Annotated in this window: 15 protein-coding genes; 3 read left to right on the plus strand and 12 right to left on the minus strand. The window is 68.3% G+C overall.

Annotated elements, in window-relative coordinates:
• Window positions 1–4: 4 nt before the first annotated feature.
• The 11 genes from A3CW_RS0121310 to aroQ form a co-directional block, all read right to left on the minus strand.
• Complete coding sequence (locus A3CW_RS0121310; RefSeq protein WP_211254077.1) at window positions 5–988, minus strand: diguanylate cyclase; 984 nt, start codon at window positions 986–988, stop codon at window positions 5–7.
• A 199-nt stretch (window positions 989–1187) separates the two neighbouring features.
• Window positions 1188–2213, minus strand: coding sequence for a chemotaxis response regulator protein-glutamate methylesterase (cheB, locus tag A3CW_RS0121315; RefSeq protein WP_028205379.1), 1026 nt, complete (start codon window positions 2211–2213; stop codon window positions 1188–1190).
• A complete protein-coding gene (locus A3CW_RS0121320; protein ID WP_028205380.1) occupies window positions 2210–4513 on the minus strand; it encodes a hybrid sensor histidine kinase/response regulator in 2304 nt (767 codons plus the stop codon). The genes cheB and A3CW_RS0121320 overlap by 4 nt, the downstream gene beginning before the upstream one ends.
• Entirely contained in the window at window positions 4510–5214 is a 705-nt protein-coding gene (locus tag A3CW_RS0121325; RefSeq protein WP_028205381.1) for a chemotaxis protein CheW, read from the minus strand. Before A3CW_RS0121325 ends, A3CW_RS0121320 begins: the two co-directional genes overlap by 4 nt.
• Window positions 5207–6673, minus strand: a complete 1467-nt coding sequence (locus A3CW_RS0121330) for a CheR family methyltransferase (RefSeq protein WP_028205382.1) — start codon at window positions 6671–6673, stop codon at window positions 5207–5209. Before A3CW_RS0121330 ends, A3CW_RS0121325 begins: the two co-directional genes overlap by 8 nt.
• On the minus strand, window positions 6670–7164 hold the full coding sequence (locus A3CW_RS0121335) for a chemotaxis protein CheW (protein ID WP_028205383.1): 495 nt from the start codon (window positions 7162–7164) through the stop codon (window positions 6670–6672). Before A3CW_RS0121335 ends, A3CW_RS0121330 begins: the two co-directional genes overlap by 4 nt.
• Before the next feature lie 13 nt (window positions 7165–7177).
• Complete coding sequence (locus tag A3CW_RS0121340) at window positions 7178–8851, minus strand: methyl-accepting chemotaxis protein (RefSeq protein ID WP_028205384.1); 1674 nt, start codon at window positions 8849–8851, stop codon at window positions 7178–7180.
• A 327-nt stretch (window positions 8852–9178) separates the two neighbouring features.
• Complete coding sequence (locus A3CW_RS0121345) at window positions 9179–9847, minus strand: TetR/AcrR family transcriptional regulator (RefSeq protein WP_028205385.1); 669 nt, start codon at window positions 9845–9847, stop codon at window positions 9179–9181.
• Between the two features lie 683 nt (window positions 9848–10530).
• The gene (locus A3CW_RS0121350; protein WP_245623715.1) at window positions 10531–11829 is read right to left on the minus strand and encodes an MFS transporter; all 1299 of its coding nucleotides are present in this window, start codon (window positions 11827–11829) and stop codon (window positions 10531–10533) included.
• 140 nt (window positions 11830–11969) lie between these two features.
• Window positions 11970–12890, minus strand: coding sequence for a shikimate dehydrogenase (locus A3CW_RS47075; RefSeq protein WP_035513480.1), 921 nt, complete (start codon window positions 12888–12890; stop codon window positions 11970–11972).
• A complete protein-coding gene (aroQ, locus tag A3CW_RS0121360; RefSeq protein WP_028205387.1) occupies window positions 12887–13342 on the minus strand; it encodes a type II 3-dehydroquinate dehydratase in 456 nt (151 codons plus the stop codon). Before aroQ ends, A3CW_RS47075 begins: the two co-directional genes overlap by 4 nt.
• A 305-nt stretch (window positions 13343–13647) precedes the next feature.
• Between aroQ and A3CW_RS47080 the strand changes: the two genes are divergently transcribed.
• The 3 genes from A3CW_RS47080 to A3CW_RS47085 all read left to right on the plus strand — a co-directional run bounded on the left by A3CW_RS47080 (window position 13648) and on the right by A3CW_RS47085 (window position 18347).
• Entirely contained in the window at window positions 13648–15564 is a 1917-nt protein-coding gene (locus A3CW_RS47080) for a bifunctional sugar phosphate isomerase/epimerase/4-hydroxyphenylpyruvate dioxygenase family protein (protein ID WP_051481630.1), read from the plus strand.
• A 121-nt stretch (window positions 15565–15685) separates the two neighbouring features.
• Window positions 15686–16864: a porin gene (locus tag A3CW_RS0121370; protein ID WP_028205388.1), complete on the plus strand. Its 1179-nt coding sequence runs from the start codon at window positions 15686–15688 to the stop codon at window positions 16862–16864.
• A gap of 136 nt (window positions 16865–17000) precedes the next feature.
• Complete coding sequence (locus A3CW_RS47085) at window positions 17001–18347, plus strand: PucR family transcriptional regulator (RefSeq protein ID WP_063750853.1); 1347 nt, start codon at window positions 17001–17003, stop codon at window positions 18345–18347.
• A gap of 29 nt (window positions 18348–18376) precedes the next feature.
• Here the strand turns inward: A3CW_RS47085 and A3CW_RS0121380 are convergent, their stop codons facing one another.
• Window positions 18377–20002 (minus strand): AMP-binding protein, encoded by a 1626-nt coding sequence (locus A3CW_RS0121380; protein WP_028205389.1) that lies wholly within the window; start codon window positions 20000–20002, stop codon window positions 18377–18379.
• Between the last annotated feature and the right edge of the window lie 281 nt (window positions 20003–20283).

The following is a 20283-nucleotide window of genomic DNA, read 5'->3' on the forward strand; positions in this document are numbered from 1 at the left end:
GCCTTTACGACCGCCCCGACACGTGCGTGGAAAACGCCACGCGATTGCGGCCGTCGCGCTTCGCGCGGTAGAGCGCGGCGTCGGCTTCCTCGATCAGCGCCGTTTCCGCGAGCCCCGGCGCGGGCGTGAGCGTCGCCACACCAATGCTGATCGTGAGGTGCTCGCTCACGGCGGAGCCCACGTGCGGCAACGCGAGCCCCACCACGTCGCGGCGCATTTTCTCGGCGAGCAGCCGCGCGCCCGCGCTGCCCGTGCCCGGCAGCACGACGGCGAACTCTTCGCCGCCGAAGCGCGCCACGAGGTCGCGCGGCTGACGTATCTCGCGGCGGATCGTCGTCGCCACCGAGCGCAGCACGTTGTCGCCTGCCACGTGGCCGTAGGTGTCGTTGTAGGGCTTGAAGTAGTCCACGTCGATCATCAGCAGCGACACTTCGGTGCGCTCGCGCTCCGCCCGCTTCCACTCGGCGTTCAGGAACTCGTCCAGATAGCGCCGGTTCGAGAGGCCGGTCAGGCCGTCCGAATGCGTGAGGCGGCGCAGTTCGAGGTTCGCGCGGAGCAGTTCCTGCTGCGAGCGGCGCAGCGCGCGATAGGCCTCGTCGCGCTGAAGCATGTTTACGTAGGATCGCGAATGATATTTCACGCGCGCGATCAGCTCGACGCTGTCCGGCAGCTTGACGAGGTAATCGTTGGCCCCCGAGGCGAACGCCGCGCTCTTGATAGCGGGCTCTTCCTTGGTGGAGAGCACGATGATCGGCACGTCGCGCGTCGCTTCGCTCGCGCGGTAGGCGCGCACGAGCGTGAGGCCGTCGGTGCCCGGCATCACGAGGTCCTGCAGGATCACGGTCGGGCGCACTTCCTCGGCCGTGCGCACGGCCTGGTCGGGATGCGCGCAATAGTGGAAGTCGATCTCGCGCTCGCTCGCGAGCGCCCGGCGCACGGCCTCCGCCACGATCGCCTGGTCGTCCACCAGTAGCACCATCATCGGCATGTCGGCGGCGGGCAGCGTTTGCTCCAGCGCGCTGCGCACGGCCTCCAGCGCGACGTCGAGCGAAGCATCGTCGGCGCTGGTGGGGTCGAGACCCGCGTCGAGGCCGACGTCTGGCCCGATGCCGTCGGCAACGTTTGCGCTGGTTGGAAGAGTGGACTTCTCGGTCATGATATCGGTCGCGTCTCGTGATGGCTGGCGTCTAGCCGCCAGGTTGATGCGGTAGTTTCACCCGGCTCGCAAGCTCGGGGGCGATGGCGCCAAGCGGCAGGATCGTGCGCGCGGCGAAGAGCGCCGCCGCCGCCTTGGGCATGCCGTATACGGCGCTAGTCGCCTCGTCCTGGGCGATGGTGTGCCAGCCCTTGGCGCGCATCGCCTTCAGGCCGATGGCGCCGTCGCGCCCCATGCCCGTGAGCAGCACGCCGATCGCCTCGCCCGTCCAGCGCTCGACGAGGCTGTGAAAGAACGTATCGACGGAGGGACGGTAGGGTGTGTCGGCCGGCTCGCGAGTGTAAGCCAGCTTGCCGCCCGCTGTCATGCGCAGATGATCGTTGGTCGCGGCGAGCAGCACGCAGCCCGGCTCGGGCTGCTCGCCTTCGAGCGCGATGCGCACCGTGAGCGGCGTCTGGCCGTCGAGCCAGGCGGCCATGCCCGCGGCGAACGACTGGTCCACGTGCTGCACGATCACGATGCCCGCGCCGAAACCGGCGGGCAGCGCACCGAGCACGGTGGCAAGCGCGCTGGGTCCGCCCGCCGAGGCGCCGATCGCGATGAGCGGCGCTTTCGCCATGCCGGAAGCGGTGAACGCCGGCGCGCGCGCGGCGAGATCGAGCGCGCCCGAAACGCGCCCGATCTGCTCGATCTTCGCGAGCAACAGGTCCATGGTGCGGCGCGTATCGGGCCCCGCGAGCGTGGGCGTATCGACGGCATCGAGCGCGCCCGCGCCCATCGCCTCGTACACGCGCCAGGCGTTCGCGCCCACGCTGCTCGTGACGATCAGGATCGGGCACGGCGAGCGCGCCATGATCTGCCGCGTGGCCTCCACGCCGTCGACCTTCGGCATCACGAGATCCATGAGGATCACGTCGGGCACCTGCGCCGCGCAGAACTGCACCGCATCCTCGCCGTTCGCGGCGACCCACACCACGCGATGGCCGGGCCGCGTCGCAATGGCCTGACGCAGCGCCTCGACTGCTAGCGGCATGTCGTTGGCGATACCGATTTTCATCCCGCCGCCTCTCCGATCAGGTCGTTCACCGCGTCAAGCAGCGCTTCGTCGTGGAAGCTGCCCTTGGTCAGATAGTAGTCGGCGCCCGCGTCGAGGCCGCGCCGCCGGTCATCTTCGCGATCCTTGTACGAGACGATCATCACCGGCACGTTGCGATGCATCGCGTCGCCCTTGATCATCGTGACGAGTTCGATGCCGTCCATGCGCGGCATGTCGACGTCGGTGATGACGAGGTCGAAGTGCGCGTTGCGCAAGGTGCTCCAGCCGTCCATGCCGTCCACCGCCACCGTGACGTCGTAGCCGCGTTTTTCGAGCAGCTTGCGCTCCAGCTCCCGCACCGTCAAGGAGTCCTCGACAACGAGAATGCGCTTGCGTGCGCGCGCCCCATCGTGCGCGCCGCCGCGCGCCACGCCCGCGAGCTGCCCGTCGCGCACGAGACGCGCAACCGACGTCACGATGTCCTCCACGTCGACGATCAGCGCGACCTCGCCGTCGTCGAGCAGCGCCGCCGCGGAAACGTTGCGCACCTTGCCCAGACGCGCGTCGAGCGGCTGCACGGCGAGCGTGCGCTCGCCCGCGAAGCGGTCCACGGCCACGCCATAGAGGCCCGCCTCGCTGCCCACCAGCACGACGTTCAGATCTTCCGTGGTCGCGGCTTCGGCACCGGCGCCGAGCAGTTGGCGCGCCGTCACGAGCCCCACGGGCCGCCCTTCGAAGGCAATGTGCTGCTGGCCTTCGAGCATCTCGATCGTGCTGCGCGGCACGCTGAGCGCGCGGCGCACGTGCGCGAGCGGGAACGCATAGGCTTCGCCCGCGACCTCGACGATCAGGCTGCGCACCACCGAGAGCGTGAGCGGCAACTGCAGCACGAAGCGCGTGCCCTGCCCCGTCGCGCTCTCGATGCGCACCGTGCCGCGCACGGCCTTCGCGAAGTTCTGCACGGCGTCGAGGCCGACGCCGCGGCCCGACACGTCGGTGACAGTATCGCGCAGCGAGAAGCCCGGCAGCAGCAGGAAGTCGAACAGCTCGGCGTCGGACATCGCGGCAACGGCCTGGGGCTGCGCGAGCGAGCGCGCGACGATGTTCGCGCGCAGTGCGTCCAGATCGATGCCCGCGCCGTCGTCGGCCACGGCGATGAGCAGTTTGCCGGCGCTATGACGCGCTTCGAGCGTGAGGCTTGCCTCTTCCGCCTTGCCCGCGCGCCGTCTTGTTTCGGGGTCCTCGATACCGTGGTCGAGCGCGTTGCGCAGCAGGTGGCCGAGCGGCGCGTCGAGCATTTCGAGGATGTCGCGGTCCACTTGCGTCGACTCGCCGGCAATCGCGAAGCGCACGCGCTTGCCGAGCGAGCGCGCAAGGTCGCGCACCACGCGCGGATAAGTGTGCGCCGTGTCGCCGAATGGCCGCATGCGGCATTGCAGGGCCTCCTCGTAGAGGCGCTGCGCGAGTTGCGTGCCGCGCCGGTCGATGCGATCGACGTCGTCGAATCGTTCGGATAGCTGACGATCGAGCGACGCAACCGCATTGCGGATATCGGCGAGCGCGGCGCGAGCGTCGACGTCGAGTGCAGCTCCGTGGCGTTCCTGGAACTGGCCCAGCGCCGCGAGCACGTTGCCCTGCGCGCGGCGCGTGCGCAAGAGCCCCTCCGCGAACGGCCGCATGCGGCGCGACTCCACCAGCGATTCGCCCGCGAAGCCGAGCAGGCGGTCGAGCGTGCCGGCGCGCACGCGCAGCATGCGCCCGGCGTCGGCTGAACGGGATGGCGAGGGTTGCGCCAGCGGCGCGGGTTCGACGTCGTCGGTCGCCGCCGCCTCGCGCTCCGGCTCGGGCAGACGCAATGACGCCGCCAGCGCGGCGAGGTCGTCGGTTTCGGGTGTGGTCCCGGGCGCGCTCGCGGCGGCGTTGTCCGCGCCGGGCGGCGCTCCGCCCTGCAGGCGCGCCACGAACGCCTCGACCGCCTCGTGCGCAAGCGGCGCCGCCGCGGCATCGCCTGCCGCGCTCAGCAAGTCGATGCCGACGAGCAGTGCATCGATGCGCGCCGCGTCGATGCGCAGCTCGCCGCGCTGCGCGGCCACGAAGCAGTCCTCCATCGCGCTCGCCACCTCGACCGCCTCCGGCAGTCCGACGATACGCGCCGCGCCCTTGAGCGAGTGCGTCGCGCGCATGCAGGCTTCGAGCGTGGCGGCATCCGCGGGCGCGGACTCCAGCGCGAGCAGGCCCGCGGAAAGCGTGCGCGTCTGCGCCGCCGCCTCCTCATGGAAGAGGTCGAGCAGCGAGCGGCGGCTCAGTTCGTCGTCGCTCATCGCAAACTCCTTGCAAGCGCATCGAATAGCACCTCGGCGTCGAGCACGCCCACCGAACGCCCGCGCCAGTGCGTCACGCCGCGCACGTGCCGCCCGGCCGACTGCGCGAGCGTGGCGGGCGCAGGCAGGAGCGCGTCGGCGCCGAAGCTCGCCACGCCCTCCACGGCATCGACGGGAAACGCCGTCGTCGCGCCTGCCCATTCGGTCACGAGCAGGCGCGGCGTGGCGGCGCGCGACGGTGCGCCGAGCGCCGCGGCATCGATGCGCAGCAGCGCGGCCAGCGATACCGCGAGCGTGAGCACGCCGCGCACGTTCACGACGCCCAGCACGGCGACGCTGCGCCGGTGCGGCAGCGTGTGGATGGCGCGCGCCTCGTGCACCTGGCGCAGCGCGGTAGCGGGCAGCGCGAGCCACTCGCCGCCTACGCGAAACACGAGCGAGCCTTCGTGGCGCGTCTGCGTGCCCGCAGACTCAGGCGCGCGTTCGAGCGCAAGCGCAGCTGGCGCAAGCGGCGCGGGACGGTCGAGCATGCGCGCCGCCGCTTCTTCGAACACCGGGCAATTGAGGCAGCGCACGCACGTTTCGAGGCGCGGGCACGAGTTGTCACCCAGCGTGCCGATGACTTTCCAGCAGTGCTCGGGCAGCGGCGCCGCCGGCGCGAGGTCCTGCGCACGGTCTTGCTCAAGTTCGCGCTCAGGCATGCGGGCCTCCTGCGTCCGGTTCGCCGCGCTGCGCTGCGCGCTGCGCACGGCGCATCAGCCGGCGCGCGCCTTCGGCATCGCCCTGCACTTCGAGCAGGGCCGCCAGATGCGTGAGCGCTTCGTAGTGCGTGGGCTCCAGATAGATGGCCTTGCGATAGTGCGCGAGTGCCTCGACGGCGCGGCCCTGCGCATCGGCGATCAGGCCTAGCAGGTACCAGGTCCCCGCGTTCTGCGCCAACGCCTGCGCCGCTTGCGCGGCGAGGCGTTCGGCCTCGTCGAGCGCGCCGGCGTCGGCGAGGCGCCGCGCGTCGGCGAGCGCGGCTTCGGGCGTGGCACCGGTGGGCTGCCCGTGCGCCGCACGGGCGCTCACCACGGCGGCCGCGCGCGGAGCCGGCGCGCCGTGCAAGGGCCGCAGCGAGAGCCGCGGCGGCGCTGGCCCGCGTGCCGCCGCGGCCACGGGCGCGTCCAGCGGCGCGAACACCGGCGCGCTGCCGAATGCGGGCGCCGCTGCCGTGGCGGCCATCACCGGTAGCGGCGTGAGCGCAGGCGGCACGGCGGCCGCCGGGCTCGCCGGATGTTGATGATCCGCCGTCGCCCCGGGTTCCGGCGCGCGAAAACCGAACGCGAGCGGAATATAGGCGGACACCATCTCATGACGCATCATCAGCCCGGTTTCCGCCGGTCCGACGAAGATCATGCCGCCCGCCGTGAGGCGCGCACGCAGCAAGTCGATGGCGCGGTCCTGCGAGGCGCGGTCGAAATAGATCAGCACGTTGCGGCAGAAAATGAAGTCGTAGCGCACCGGGTGCGGTGCGAGCCATTCGAACAGGTTCGCGCGCTCGAAGGTCACGGCGCGGCGCACCGTCGCGGCGATACGCCATCCGTCCGGCGCCGCCTCGAAATAGCGCTCGCGAAACGCGAGGCCGTCGCCGCGAAACGCATTGCGGCCGTACACGCCGCGCGCGGCCGCCGCAATCGACTGGCCGCTGATGTCGATCGCGTCGATGGCGAACTGCCCGTGCGCGAGGCCCGCGTCGAGCAGCGCCATGGCCGCCGAGTACGGCTCCTCGCCGCTCGAGCACGGCGCGCTCAGCACGCGCAGCACGTCGCCCGGCTGCGCGGCCAGCCGCTTCGCGCCGAGGCGCGCGAGCGCGGCGAAGGCCTCGCGCTCGCGAAAGAACCAGGTCTCGGGCACGACGAGCGCGTCGATCAGCGCCTGGCGCTCGGCAGCCGTGGTCGTGAGACGCTGCCAGTAGGCTTCGCGCGCCCATTCGGGCAGCGCGGCGCCGCTCATCCACGCCTTGCGCGTGACGGCCGGATGCAGATCGGCGTGGACCTCGAGCGTCACCGCGGCCCGTGCGCCCACCGCGCGAGCGAGCGCGTTGGCGCCCAGCGATTCGGCGTCGATGCCGGTTTCGTCGACCAGCCAGGCGGCGAAGCGCGGGTCGGCCTGTCTCATGGCGCGCCTTGCCACGAAGGCGGATCGGGAAAGAGCCGCGCGCGCACGCGCGCGTCGAGCAGCTGGGCGACTTTCACCCACTGCACGAAACCGCGCTCGTCGCGCGCGACGGGGCCGAGCCAGCGTGCCTCGGGCGTGGCGATGCCGCCTTCGGCAAAGCGCTCGGGGGCAATCGACTGCGTGCGCGTCGCGCTTTCGAGCAGCAGCGCGAGGCGGCGCGGCTTCGCATGAGCGGCAACCGCGCCGGCGTCATCGTCACGGTCATACACGAGCACGAGCCGCGTGGACATGAGCGTGCGTGCGGGCCGCCCTAGCGCGAGCATCGGCAGATCGACCACGGGCACGGGCGCGCCCTCGTAGTCGATCACGCCGGCGATATACGCGGGCGTGCCCGGAAACGCGCGCACGGGCGCGAGCGGCAGCACGTGCGCGATCTCGCGGGCATCAAGCGCGTAACGCTCGCCGTCCAGTTCGAACACCAGGAAGAGCATCGCCGTTCCCGCGTCACGCCTCGATCCTGAACCGCGACACGCCGGTGCGCAGTTCGTTGGCGACGAGCGTGAGATTGTCGATGGCCTGCGACGACTGGCGCAGCGACTCCGCCGTCTGCTGGGCGGCCTCGGAAAGCTGCGTGAGCGCCTGGGTGATCTGCTCGGCGCTGGTGGCCTGCGCCTGCATGCCGTCGTTCACGACCTGGAAGCGCGGCGCGAGCGTCTGCACCGCGCCGATGATCTGCGAAAGCTGCGCGCCCACTGCCTGCACGTCGTGCATGCCGCGCCGCACTTCTTCCGCGAACTTGTCCATGCCCATCACGCCGGCTGACACCGCCGACTGGATCTCTTTCACGGTCTGCTCGATGTCGTAGGTCGCCACGGCCGTCTGGTCGGCGAGGCGGCGGATTTCGGTCGCGACCACGGAGAAGCCGCGCCCGTACTCGCCCGCCTTCTCCGCTTCGATCGCCGCGTTCAGCGAAAGCAGATTGGTCTGGTCGGCCACCTTCGTGATCGTCGCCACGACCTGATTGATGCTCACGGCCTTCTCGTTGAGGATGGCGAGCTTGGCGTTCACCGAACCCGCCGCTTCCATCACGCTGCGCATCGTGTCTTCCATGTGCGTGAGGCCGCTCTGGCTCGTGCTGGCGAGCCCGGCCGACTGCTCGGCCACCGTCGCCACCTCGCTCATGGTGCGCACGAGGTCGCGCGCCGTGGCGAAAATCTCGCGCGAGGTCGCGCCGATCTCGGTCGTGGTGGCCGCCGTCTCGCTCGCGGTGGCCTGCTGCTCCTTCGACGTCGCGGCCACTTCGGCCACCGAGGTCGTGACCTGCAGCGACGACTTCTGCGCCTGGGCGACGAGGCTGGCCAGTTCGTCGCTCATGCGGTTGAAGCCGTCTTCGAGCACACCGAATTCGTCGCTGCGGTTCAGCGCGAGGCGCTGCGACAGGTTACCGGTGCGCATGGAGTCGTGCACCTCCACGAGGCGCGCCATCGGCACCGTGATCGCGCGATAGAGCGCGTAACCCGTGGCGAGCGCGGCGAGCAGCACGACGCCCAGCGCCGTGGCGAGCGTGATCTCCGTGCCCGTGACCGAGTTGCGGATGGTCTGCGCGGACTCGTCGGCCTGCTGACGGTTTTCGTCGACGAGCGCGTTGGCCGTGGCGAGCACCTCCTGCCAGGCCGGGCCGATCTGCGCGAACGCGGCCTGCGCGGCCGGGCGCGAGGCGGGCAACTGGCTCGCTACCACCTTGGCCAGCGGCAGATAGCGCGCGTAGGCGTCGCGAAAGCGCTGGAAGCGCTCGCGGTCGTCGCTGCGGAAAAGCGTGCGTTCGTACTGCCGTGTGGTCTCCTCGACCTGCGCCACGGCCGCGGGCAGGCCCGACAGGTCGCGGGCCGCGCTGTCCGCATCGGCATCGACGAAGGCCGCGCGCTCGACGAGGCTATAGGTCTGGTTGGCCGCCGCGCGCAGCGACGTCGCGTAGAACAGGCCCGGCACCGAATCGCTCGTGAGGCTCATCGCCTCGCTGTCGATCGCGCGCAGGCGGTCCCACGAGACCGCAGCCATCGCGAGCATCAGTACGAAAAGCAAGCCAAAGCTGAGGACGATGCGTGTGCCGAGGGTATAGCGACCCTGAGTCTGTCGAGGCAGGCCGGCTTGGCCGGAACGGGGCATGGCGGTGCTCATTGCGCTAAAGACTCTCCGGTGGCGTGGACCGGCGCGCCCGCCCTGCCGGCGAGGCGGGGCGCGGCTGCGCAGGGCGAGGCCGCGCGCGGCGGCCTTGACCGCCGTAGTGTAATGCGTTTGCGCACTTTTATGGGACAAGCGATGCTAGCTGACAGCCACGCAGGACGGGGCTCACCGGACTTTTGGAGATAAATCTGCGGAGTTCGCCGGGGCCTTTTGGCAGCCCTGCGCGGCGCCGTGCGGGGAGGCGAGCCCGCCGCGGCCAATGCGTCCCGCATCGGCGGGCGCCCTGGAAAAACCCGGGGCGGCCGCGGTGCCGGGGCCGCCTTACTTCTTGACGAAGCGCAGCGTGGCGTCGACGACCATCTCGCGATGGCGCGCGCGCAGGCGCGGATGCGAGGGGTCGCGCCCGAACGCGGCGCCGAAGGTGTGCCGGTTGCCCACGCGGTGAAAGCACATCGAGCTGATGAGCAGGTGCAGGTCGATGGGATCGATGTCGTCGCGGAACGCGCCGCTTGCCACGCCGCGCGCGAGCAGGTCTTCGATCGTGCGGATCGCGCTGGCGTTGCGGCTGCGGAAGGTTTTCAGGCGCTCGATGTACTTCGCGCCGTGAATGTTCTCGATCGTCACGAGGCGCACGAAGTCGCGGTGGCGGTCGTGATAGTCGAAGGTGAATTCGACGAGCCGCCGCAGGCCTTCGGTGGGATCCAGTTCGCCGATGTGCAGGTCCAGTTCGAGCGCGCGGATGTCGCCGTAGACCTTGTCGAGCACCGCTTCGTACAGCCCTTCCTTGCTGCCGAAGTAGTAATACAGCATGCGCTTGGTGGTGTTCGTACGCTCGGCGATCGCGTCTACACGCGCGCCTGCGAGACCCATGGCCGAGAATTCGGCCGTCGCCACTTCGAGGATATTGCGCTTGGTCTGCTCGGGATCGTACTTGCGCCGGCTTTCGGATTGAGCATCGTTGCGTTCGGCCGAAGCCGCCGGTCTTGCCATGTTTTTTGTGGCCCGCAGCAGGGATGGGATGCGGGGGATTCTAGCATGGGGGATGGGGCGCTAAAGCGCCGGGGCTTGGGGTTGCTTTGGCCTTTCCTTTGGGTTTGCTTTGGCCTTTCCTTGTGTTCGCGTCGGTACGCGGGCGTTGCCCCTGTGCGGGGCGGCACCTACTTTTCTTTGCCAGCGGCAAAGAAAAGTAGGCAAAAGAAAGCCGCTCAAACCGCTAGCGCCTGCCACGGTTCACCTCTGGCCGTCCCTGCCAGTGGCTCCGGAGCGTCTGTCACCTCGCACCTTCAACGTTAGTGACAAGGCGCTCATTCATCCCGCTGCTCGCTACGCGCGCTGCGGTTGGGTCTTCAGGGGAAACCGGGTGGCATGCCTGAGCATTCGCGAGAACTCATGTGCCCCGCCGGTTTTTGGTTATGCCCTTCGGTGCGCGGAGCGCCGCCGGAAGTATGAGCGCCTTGTCACTCCGTTTGTGGGCGAGAGGTGACAGACGCTCCGGAGCCATTCACCATCAACGGCGCGATGTGAACCGTGGCAGGCGCTAGCGGTTTAAGCGGCTTTCTTTTGCCTACTTTTCTTTGCCGCTGGCAAAGAAAAGTAGGTGCCGCCCCGCACAGGGGCAACGCCTGCATACCGCCGCGAAAACAAGGAACCGCCAAAGACCCGGAACCAGCGACTCAAAGCTCGATGCGCTTGATATCACCCACGATGAAGATGTACGACGCCGCGCCGATCAGCGCGATCACGCCGATGAACACGAGCGCCCAGACGAACGACCCCGTTGCCCCGACGATCAACCCCACGACCAGCGGCGTGATGATGCCCGCGAGATTGGCCGCCAGGTTGAAGATGCCGCCCGTGAGACCGAGCATGCCGGCCGGCGCGATATCCGACACGAGCGTCCAGCCGAGCGCGGCCATCCCTTGCGCGAAGAACGCCACCGAAAGGATCGCGATCACGGCCACGTTGCTATCTACGAAGTTCGCGAGAATGATCGTCGAGGCGAGCAGCAGACCGGCGATGATCGGCAGCTTGCGCGCCACGTTGGCCGAGATGCCGCGGCGCAGCATCCAGTCGGAGAACGTACCGCCGAACATCACGCCGATCGACGCAGCAATGAACGGCATGATCGCGAAGAAGCCGATCTTGAGCCAGCCCATGTGGCGCTCGGTGGCGAGGTAGGTCGGGAACCATGTGAGGAAGAACACGAGCGTGGAGTTGCCAGCAAACTGCCCGAGGCAGATGCCCGCGAGCTGACGGCGGCGCACCAGCTTGCCGGCCATGCGCCAGTCGAAGCCCTGTTTTTTCGGTTGCCCGGCAGCGGCTTGCGTGTCGGCCTTGCGCTCGTGGCGCGCCAGACCACCGCCTGCCTCGATGTAGTCGAGTTCGGCGCGGTTGGCCGCGGGGTGCTCGTGCGGCTCGCGATACAGGAACCACCACACGAGGCCGAACACGATGCCCACGCCGCCCACCACGTAGAACAGCGAGCGCCAGCCGTAGGCGCCCATCAGCGCGAAGAGGAACGGGCTGAAGAACGCGAGGCCGATGTACTCGCCCACCGTATAGGTGCCCGTGGCGAACGCGCGCTCGCTTTGCGGGAACCACGTGGCGACCACGCGGCTATTGGTCGGGAAGCAAGGCGACTCCGCGGCGCCCAGACCCAGGCGGCAAGCGAACAGCGCGCCCACGCCGCTGATGAAGCCCTGTGCGAGCGTACACATCGACCAGAGCGTCATCGAAAGCCAGTAGGTGAACTTGCTGCCGAAGCGGTCGAGGAACACGCCGCCCGGAATCTGCGCGACGACGTAGCTCCACGAGAACGCCGAGAACACGAGGCCCATGAGCGCCGCGTTGATGCCCAGTTCCTTGGTGAGCTGCGGCGCTGCGATGCCGAGCACGGTGCGATCGAGGTAATTGATCATCGTGCCGACGGCCAGCAGGCCGAGGATGCGATAGCGCGCTTTCGAGCGGCGCATCGCGCCCTCGGCGGGCGCGGCTGCGGAAAGGTTCGGCGCGTCGCCGCGCCCCGTGGATACGGGTGGTGCCATGTCTTCGTCTCCGATTTGTCGACGGGAGTTGGCGCTTCAGCGCTTACTCCCGCCGCGCGCTGTCGTTGTTATTCGCCGGCGCTGGCAACATTCGCCGCCAGCATGGATTGCAGATGCGCATACATGCGTTCCGCGTCGGGCTCGACACCCGTGAACAGCCGGAACGCATCCACTGCCTGGTACACCGCCATGCCGCCGCCGCTCAGCGTGCGGCAGCCGCGCGCCTCGGCCGCTTCGAGCAGCGCGGTACGGATCGGGAAATACACGATGTCCGCCACCCACAGCCGCTCGTGCAGATACTCCGCAGGGAGCGGCATGCCGGGCAACTTCGCCATGCCGGTGGGCGTGGCGTGGATGAGGCCGGTGGCGTGCTGGAGCACGTCGCGCAGATCGCCGCCCGCGCTCACGCGCGCCGCCGGGAACCGCGCCTGCAATTCGCCGGCGAGCGACTCGGCGCGTGAGGCGTCCACGTCGAACAGCGTGAGCGCCTGGGCGCCCATCTGCAGCGCCGCGTGTGCGACCGCCGCGCCCGCGCCGCCCGCGCCCAGCTGCACCACCGCTTGGAGCGAGACGTCGGGCAGGCCGCGCTGGAACGCGCGCGCGAAACCCGACCAGTCGGTGTTGTGGCCGATGCGCTTGCCGTCGCGGAACAACACCGTGTTCACGGCGCCGAGCGCGCGAGCGTCGTCGGACAGTTCGTCGAGCAGTTCGATCACGGCCTGCTTGCACGGATAGGTGATGTTCAAACCGTCGAAACCCATGCGCTCGGCTGCCAGCAACAGATCGGGCAGCGCGGCGGGCGTGAGCTTCAGCGCTTCGAGGTCGATGCGCCGGTACACATAATTGAAGCCGAGTTCGCGGCCTTCCTGCTCCTGCATCGCGGGCGTGAGCGAGCCGCCGATGCCCGAGCCGATCAGGCCGCAGAGAAACGAGTTGGCGGTTGCGCGCGCGCCCAGCGCATTCGTTTTGGCGTTGGTCTGACCGCTCATTTCGTCACCTTCCTGGCGAGCAGCGTGGCCATGCGCTCCAGCGCGAGCACATACCCTTGCGTGCCGCAGCCGACGATGATGGCCTCTGCAATGGGCGAAACGAAGGAATGGTGCCGGAACGCCTCGCGCTTGTGCACGTTCGAGATATGGACCTCGATCACGGGCTTCGCGATGGCGGAAAGCGCATCGGCGATCGCCACCGACGTATGGGTATACGCAGCCGGATTGATGACGACGCCGTCCACGCGCGTACGCGCCTCATGCAGCCAGTCGATCAGCTGATGCTCGGCGTTCGACTGGCGAAAATCGATCTCGAGCCCAAGACGCCCCGCCGCTTCGCGGCACAGGTTGGCAACGTCATCTAACGTTTCAGCGCCGTAGATCGCGGGCTCCCGCGTTCCCAGCAGATTCAGGTTCGGCCCGTTCAGGACCAGCACCGAAGGCATTCCCATTACACACACTCCAGAACAGCTTGACGACCGGCACGGCGCATGCTCAAGAATCGTTGCATGTTCACCGCATGACCGCCAGTGTGCCGCGAAGCGGTGCACCGGTCACCTGGGGTTTGCCAGAATTTGTACTAACTAGTTAGTTTGGCGTATCCTTCGGACACTCCAGCGGCAAGTGTGTCTGCGGTGCGCCAGTTAGTTAAACGCCCGCCCCATGCCGCCGCACCGGACCCTTGTTCAACACCGAAGTCGCCGTCTGCACGCTCGCCATGCCCATGTCCAAGCCGCTCCACACCCCCTCTCGCGCGCTGCGCCGCTCGATCGCCACGGTGTCGATCAGCGGCACGCTCGCCGAAAAGCTCGCCGCGATCCGCGCCGCGGGCTTCGACGCCGTCGAGATCTTCGAGAACGATCTGCTCTATTTCGAAGGCTCGCCCGCCGACGTGCGCCGCATGGCTGGCGATCTCGGCCTCGATATCGTGCTGTACCAGCCGTTCCGCGATTTCGAGGGCGTCGCGCCCGAGCGCCTCGCGCGCAACATCGAACGCGTGAAGCGCAAGTTCGACGTGATGCATCAACTGGGCACGGACCGTTTGCTGGTGTGCAGCAATGTCTCGCCCGACACGATCTGCGACGACGGCCTCGCCGCCGAACAGCTTGGCGCGCTCGCGCAAGCCGCCGGAGAAGCGGGCGTGACGATCTGTTATGAGGCGCTTGCATGGGGGCGCCACGTACGCACCTACGGCCACGCGTGGCGGCTCGTCAACACCGTCGATCACGCGAACCTGACGCTCGCGCTGGACAGCTTCCACACGCTCTCGCTCGACGACACGCCCGACGGCATTGCCGCGATTCCGGGTGCGCGCATCGGTTTCGTACAGATCGCGGATGCACCGAGAATGCAGATGGACGTGCTCGAATGGAGCCGGCACTATCGTTGCTTCCCGGGCCAGGGCGACTTCGCGCTCGCGGATTTCACGGCGCAGGTGGTGAAAAGCGGCTACACGGGCCCGCTCTCGCTCGAAATCTTCAACGACGGCTTTCGCGGCGCGCCGCCCGCCGCCACCGCCGCCGACGGCCACCGCTCGCTCTTGCTGCTGGAATCGCTCACGCGCGAAACCCTGCAGGCGGAGCATGTCGATGCGAGCGCGCTCTACCACCCGAGCGCCGCGCCCGCGAACGCGCAGTGGCAATTCCTCGAGTTCGCCGTGGACGACACCGCGCGCGCGCATGTGGCGAACTGGCTCGAAAAGCTGCATTTCCGCCGCGCGGGCCAGCATCGTTCGAAGGACGTCACGCTCTATCAGCACGGCTCGGCCGCCATCGTGCTCAACGCCGAGCCCGACTCGTTCGCCGGCGCGTTTTTCCAGCGCCATGGGCTCTCGCTCTGCGCCTCGGCGTTTCGCGTGGACGATGCGCGCCTTGCACTCGAACGCGCGGCGGGCTTTGGCTACCAGCCGTTCTCGGGCCGCGTGGGTCCAAACGAGCGCGTGGTACCCGCCGTCCAGGGGCCGGACGGCAGTCTTAACTATTTCGTTAACGAGGAGCCGGGCCAGCCCACCCTCTTCGAAGCCGATTTCGCGCTCACGGATATCGACGGCCCGGTCGAAGTGGGACCGATCGCGGGCATCGATCACGTGAGCCTTTCACTGCCCGCCGGCTCGTTCGATTCGTGGGTGCTGTTCCTGAAGTCGGCGTTCGGGCTCGAAGCGACGCCCGCCGTGCTGCTGCCCGACCCGTACGGCCTCGTGCGCAGCCGCGCGCTCATGAGCCGCGACCGGGGGTTGCGCGTCGTGCTCAACGCCTCGGTGGACCAGCACACGGCCGCGGCAGAGACCGTGCGCGCCTACCACGGCACGGGCCTGAACCACGTGGCGTTCAACACCGGTGACATCTTCCGCGCCGTGACCGAATTCGAGGCGGCGGGCGTGCCGCTCCTGCGCGTACCCGTGAACTATTACGACGATCTCGACGCGCGCCATGCCCTCGACCCCGAGTTTCTCGACGCGCTGCGCAACCACAACCTGCTCTACGACCGCGACGAGCGCGGCGGCGAGTTCCTGCACGCCTACACGGAGACGCTCGACCAGCGCTTCTTCCTGGAGATCGTGGAGCGGCGCGGCGGCTACGACGGCTACGGCGCGCCCAACGCCGCCGTGCGCCTCGCGGCCCAGGCGCGCCAGCGCGCACTTGCCACACAAGACGCGCGCAACCCGCAGGATTGATTCAAACGCAGTCACCGTAGTCACTTCGCGCAGCAGTACGCACGCCGCATCGACCTGAAAATCAGGCGGCGTAGCAAAGAAAAATATAAGCAGTCCAAATCTCACCCGGAGACACACAACGATGAAGAAAGCAGGCCTTGGTTTTGGCACGTTCCTCGCCACCAGCGCGGCCCTCGTGGCCAGCCCCGCGTTCGCGCAAAGCAGCGTCACGCTTTACGGCGCCGTCGACGACGCCATTACCTACGTCAACAACCAGAACGGCCACTCGAACGTCTATCTGCGCCAGGGCAACCTGTATGCGTCCAAGTTCGGCTTGCAGGGCAAGGAAGATCTCGGCGGCGGCACGTTCGCGATCTTCGACCTGCAGAACGGCTTCGACCTCAACTCGGGCGCGCTGTCGTCGAGCGGACTGATCTTCAATCGCCAGGCCTACGTGGGCCTGCAGAACCAGAACCTGGGCACGTTCACGGCGGGCCGCCAGTACACGCCGTATTACCTGTTCGTCGGGCCGCTCACGGGAAGCTCGTGGCTCACGGGCGCAACCGGCGCGCACCCCGGCGATATCGACGGTCTCGACACGACCGTACGCATCAACAATTCAGCCACCTACACCTCGCCGATCTTTTACGGCGTGCAGGCCAGCGCCATGTACGCGCTCGGCGGCATTGCGGGCAGCACCGGCAAGGGCCAGACGTGGAGCGCCGCGCTGCGCTATTCCGCCGGCCCGGTGAGCCTCGCCGCGGCCATCCTGCGCATGGACAACGCGCAGTTGACGAGCGGATTCGACAGCTCCTCCACCGGCAGCTTCGGCAAGTCCTCGCTGAACACGGGCTATGTCTCGGCGAACGCGGTCCAGCACATCGCGGCTGGCGGCAACTACACGATCGGCAACCTGGTCCTCGGCGCGTCGTATTCGAACGTTCAGTACATTGCGGGCGGCAAGTCGATCTTCCACGACACGGCCATCTTCAACACCTGGGCGGCGCTCGCCGTGTACCGCTTCACGCCGGCCTTCGACGTGGGCGGCGGCTTCGCCTATACGCTGGCCTCGAAGGCCAACGGCATCACGAGCGCAGCGCGTTATCAGCAGTACTCGCTCAAGGAGTCGTACCACCTCTCGAAGCGCACCACGCTTTATGCGCTGCAGGCCTACCAGCACGCGGGCGGCCAGACGCTCGGCGCGAACGGCGCGGGCAACATCGTCAACGCGAGCCCGGCCGTGGGCGACTCGCAGAACTCGACGCCCTCGTCCACGCGCTCGCAGTTCGTCGGCATGGCCGGTATCGCGCTGTTGTTCTGATCGTTGTGCCGATGCACCGCCGGGGGTCGCCTGCACGGCCCCCGGTTTCGCCTGCAGCCCCTCGACGCAGCGGCACGGCGCTGAGTACACTCGCGGGTATCGCCTAAACGAACCCGCGCGACTCCGCGAACTCACCGTGCCGCCCCCCGTTCCCGCCATCAGCCCACGCCTGCGCAGCAGGCTTCGCACGCTCGCCAAGACCCAGCCCAAGGCGGTCCAGCGCACCTACGACACGCTGCTCTCGCTCGAAGGCTATAGCGCGCTCTCGGCGGCGGCGCGCAAGGACATCTTCTCGTCGATCGCGTTTTCCGCGAACCTGTGGTTCCAGTGCCTGCTCGACGGCACGCCGCCTACCGCCGAAGTCATGGACCAGACCGCGGCGTTCGCGCGCCGCCGCGTGCACCAGAACGTGCCGCTGCGCTCGCTGTTGCGCGCCTTTCGCCTCGGCGCGCGCGAGTTGTGGCGCACCTGCACGGAGCTTGCCGAGGCCGACCCGGCGCTCGCGCACGAACTGCTATTCGATATTTCGCCTTATCTGCTCGATTACTTCGATGCGATGGCCGAGCACATCGCAGAGGCCTATCTCGACGAGCAGCACCAGCAGGCGCGCTGGCGCGGCTCGCTGCTGCAGCAGCTCTACGACCTCGTGTTCCATGCCCCCGACGACGCCGCACGTTTTCGCGAGACCGTCGAGGCGCTCGGCCTCGACGCCACGCTGCCGCGCATTGCGCTCGCCGTCGATCTGGACTTGCGCGACCACGCGCCTTCGGTGCGCGAGGACGCGCTCGACCGATTCGCACTCAGCGCCGCGCGGCACTTCGAACTGAAGCCCGACGCGCTCGTGCGTGCGTGGCACCGCGAGCGGCTGGTGTTCTGGCTGCCGTGCGTGCGGGGCGATTCGATGACGCGCAACGATCAGCGCGTGGCCGAGCATGCGGCCGCGCTCGCGCGCGCCGAGCCGCGTGTGCGCAGCATCGGCATCGGGCTCATGAACGAAGGGGCGCGCGGCTGGGCGGCCTCGGTGGAAGAGGCGCTCAAGGCGGTGGACTTTGCGCCGCGTGGCAGCCGCGCGGATGAAGGTGAAGAGAACAGCAACGCCGGGCGCGTGCACCGCTTTTCATCGATCGCCATCGAGGAGAGTGTACGCAGCAGCGCCAACGTGCTGCGCTATCTCGTCTCGCTCGCCGAGCAACTGGCGACAGAGGCGGACCTGCTCGCCACGCTCGAAGCGTGGTTCGCCAGTGGGCAGCGCCGGCGCCAGACGGCTGAAACGTTAGGGGTGCATCCGAATACGCTCGACTACCGGCTCGAGCGCATCGAGACGCTGCTGGGCGCGAAGCTCACCGACGCGCACTGGATCGCGCGGCTCGATATCGCGCTCAAGCTGCGTGGGGCGACGCAGGGTGCCCAGAGCGATGGCAAGAAGATGGAGAAGAAGGGACGCCTCGGGGTGAAGAAGGCGAAGAGCGCGTCGCCGCGCTGAATGCCGCGGTGCGCGCCCCCTCCCGCGCTTCACCCCGCGTCGCGCAATTCACGCCGCAAGATCTTGCCCACCGTCGACTTCGGCAGCGCCTCGACGAAGCTCACCACGCGCGGCACCTTGTACGCCGCGAGTTGCGCCCGGCAATGTGCGATCACGGCTTCCTCGCTCAGCGCCGCCTCACGCGCGGGCACCACGAACACGCGCACGGCCTCGCCGCTTCGTTCGTCGGCCACGCCCACGCACGCGCATTCGGCCACGCCCGGCAGCGCGGTCACGACCGCCTCGATTTCATTCGGATACACGTTGAAGCCCGAAACGAGGATCATGTCCTTCGAGCGATCGACAATGCGCAGGAAGCCGCGCGCGTCGAACACGCCCACGTCGCCGGTGCGAAAGTAACCATCGTCGGTAAACGCGGCGCGCGTGGCCTCGGGCTGGTTCCAGTAGCCCTGCATCACCTGCGGGCCCTTCGCGCAGATCTCGCCCGGCTCGCCTGGCGCGGCCTCGACGCCGTCGTTCATCAGCTTGACGTCGGTGGAGGGCACCGGCAGCCCCGTCGTGCCGGTGAAGCGATCGACGCTCCCCGGATTGAACGACAGCACCGGGCTCGTCTCCGAAAGCCCGTAGCCTTCGCGGATGAAGCCGCCCGTAATGGCCTGCCAGCGCTCGGACACCGTGGGGATGATCGCCGCGCCGCCGCCGCCCGCGAGCCGCAGCCGCGAAAAATCGACCTCGCCGATGCGCGGATGCGCAACGAGACCCGCATAGAGCGTATTCACGCCCATGAAGCTCGTGGGCCGCGCGGCCTTGAACACGTCGATCATGCCGCCCAGATCGCGCGCATTCGCAACGAGCCAGTTGTCGGCGCCGATCGAGAAGTAGGTGATCAGATTCACCGTCAGCGCGAAGATGTGATAGAGCGGCAGCGCGGTGACGACGACTTCCTCGCCCGGGTTCATGAAGCCCGGCATGAAGGTCTTGAACTGCTCGACGTTGGCAACGAGGTTGCGGTGCGTGAGCAGCGCGCCCTTGGAAAGCCCGGTCGTGCCGCCCGTGTATTGCAGGAAGAGCGGATCGTCGCCGCACAACGCGGGGGCTTCGAACGGCAAGCCGGCGCCCTGTGCGAGGGCCGCCGCAAACGAGCCGGGCTGCGCATCGCGCTCGCCGCCCGCGCTTGCGCAATCGCTTGCAGCAACGCTCAGCACGGTCTTCACGGCCGTATGCGCCTTGATCGCATCGAAAGTGGGCAGCGCACCCTCGAACACCACGAGCGTTTGTGCGCCGGAATCCACCAGCTGGTGCTGAAGCTCGCGCGGCGTATAGAGCGGATTCACGTTCACCTGCACCGCCCCTGCGCGCACGATGCCGATCAACGCGATGGGAAACGCGAGCAGGTTCGGCAACATCACGGCGACGCGGTCGCCCTTCTTCACGCCGACGTGCTGCAGATACGCCGCGAAGTCGCGCGAGAGACGATCGACATCGGCGTAGCTGAGCGAAGCGTCGCCCGGCGTGGCGTCGCCCGCGCGCAATGCCGGCCGGTGCGCATGTTCGCGCATCGCCTCAATGAACATATGCGCGAGCGACGGATGCCGATCGGGATTGATGGTAGCGGGAATCTCGCCATAGCTGGCGAGCCAGGGGGCTTTCGACACGTTCGTCTCCATGAATTCAATTCGCGGCTTGTATGCGAGGTGCCGCGTTTCACGCCCATGCTACGGGCTTGGCCGCGCCGGGAGAACTGGGAAAGCGGATAAGGTGATTGTGAAAAGTCACAAAAGCGCGCCCGTGCGCAGACCCATTGCGACGTCACGTCCGTGTCTGATTTTTGTCAATTGTGCGACACTGCGTCGTCTCGTCCGCAGCGCTTTTCCAGCGTGCCGACGCGGCACCGCGCCACGCACGTTTGCTAACCCGCATACGCTGCGCCGAGGCG

Origin of the sequence: Paraburkholderia nodosa DSM 21604 (genome assembly GCF_000519185.1) — a bacterium.
GTDB lineage: Bacteria > Pseudomonadota > Gammaproteobacteria > Burkholderiales > Burkholderiaceae > Paraburkholderia > Paraburkholderia nodosa.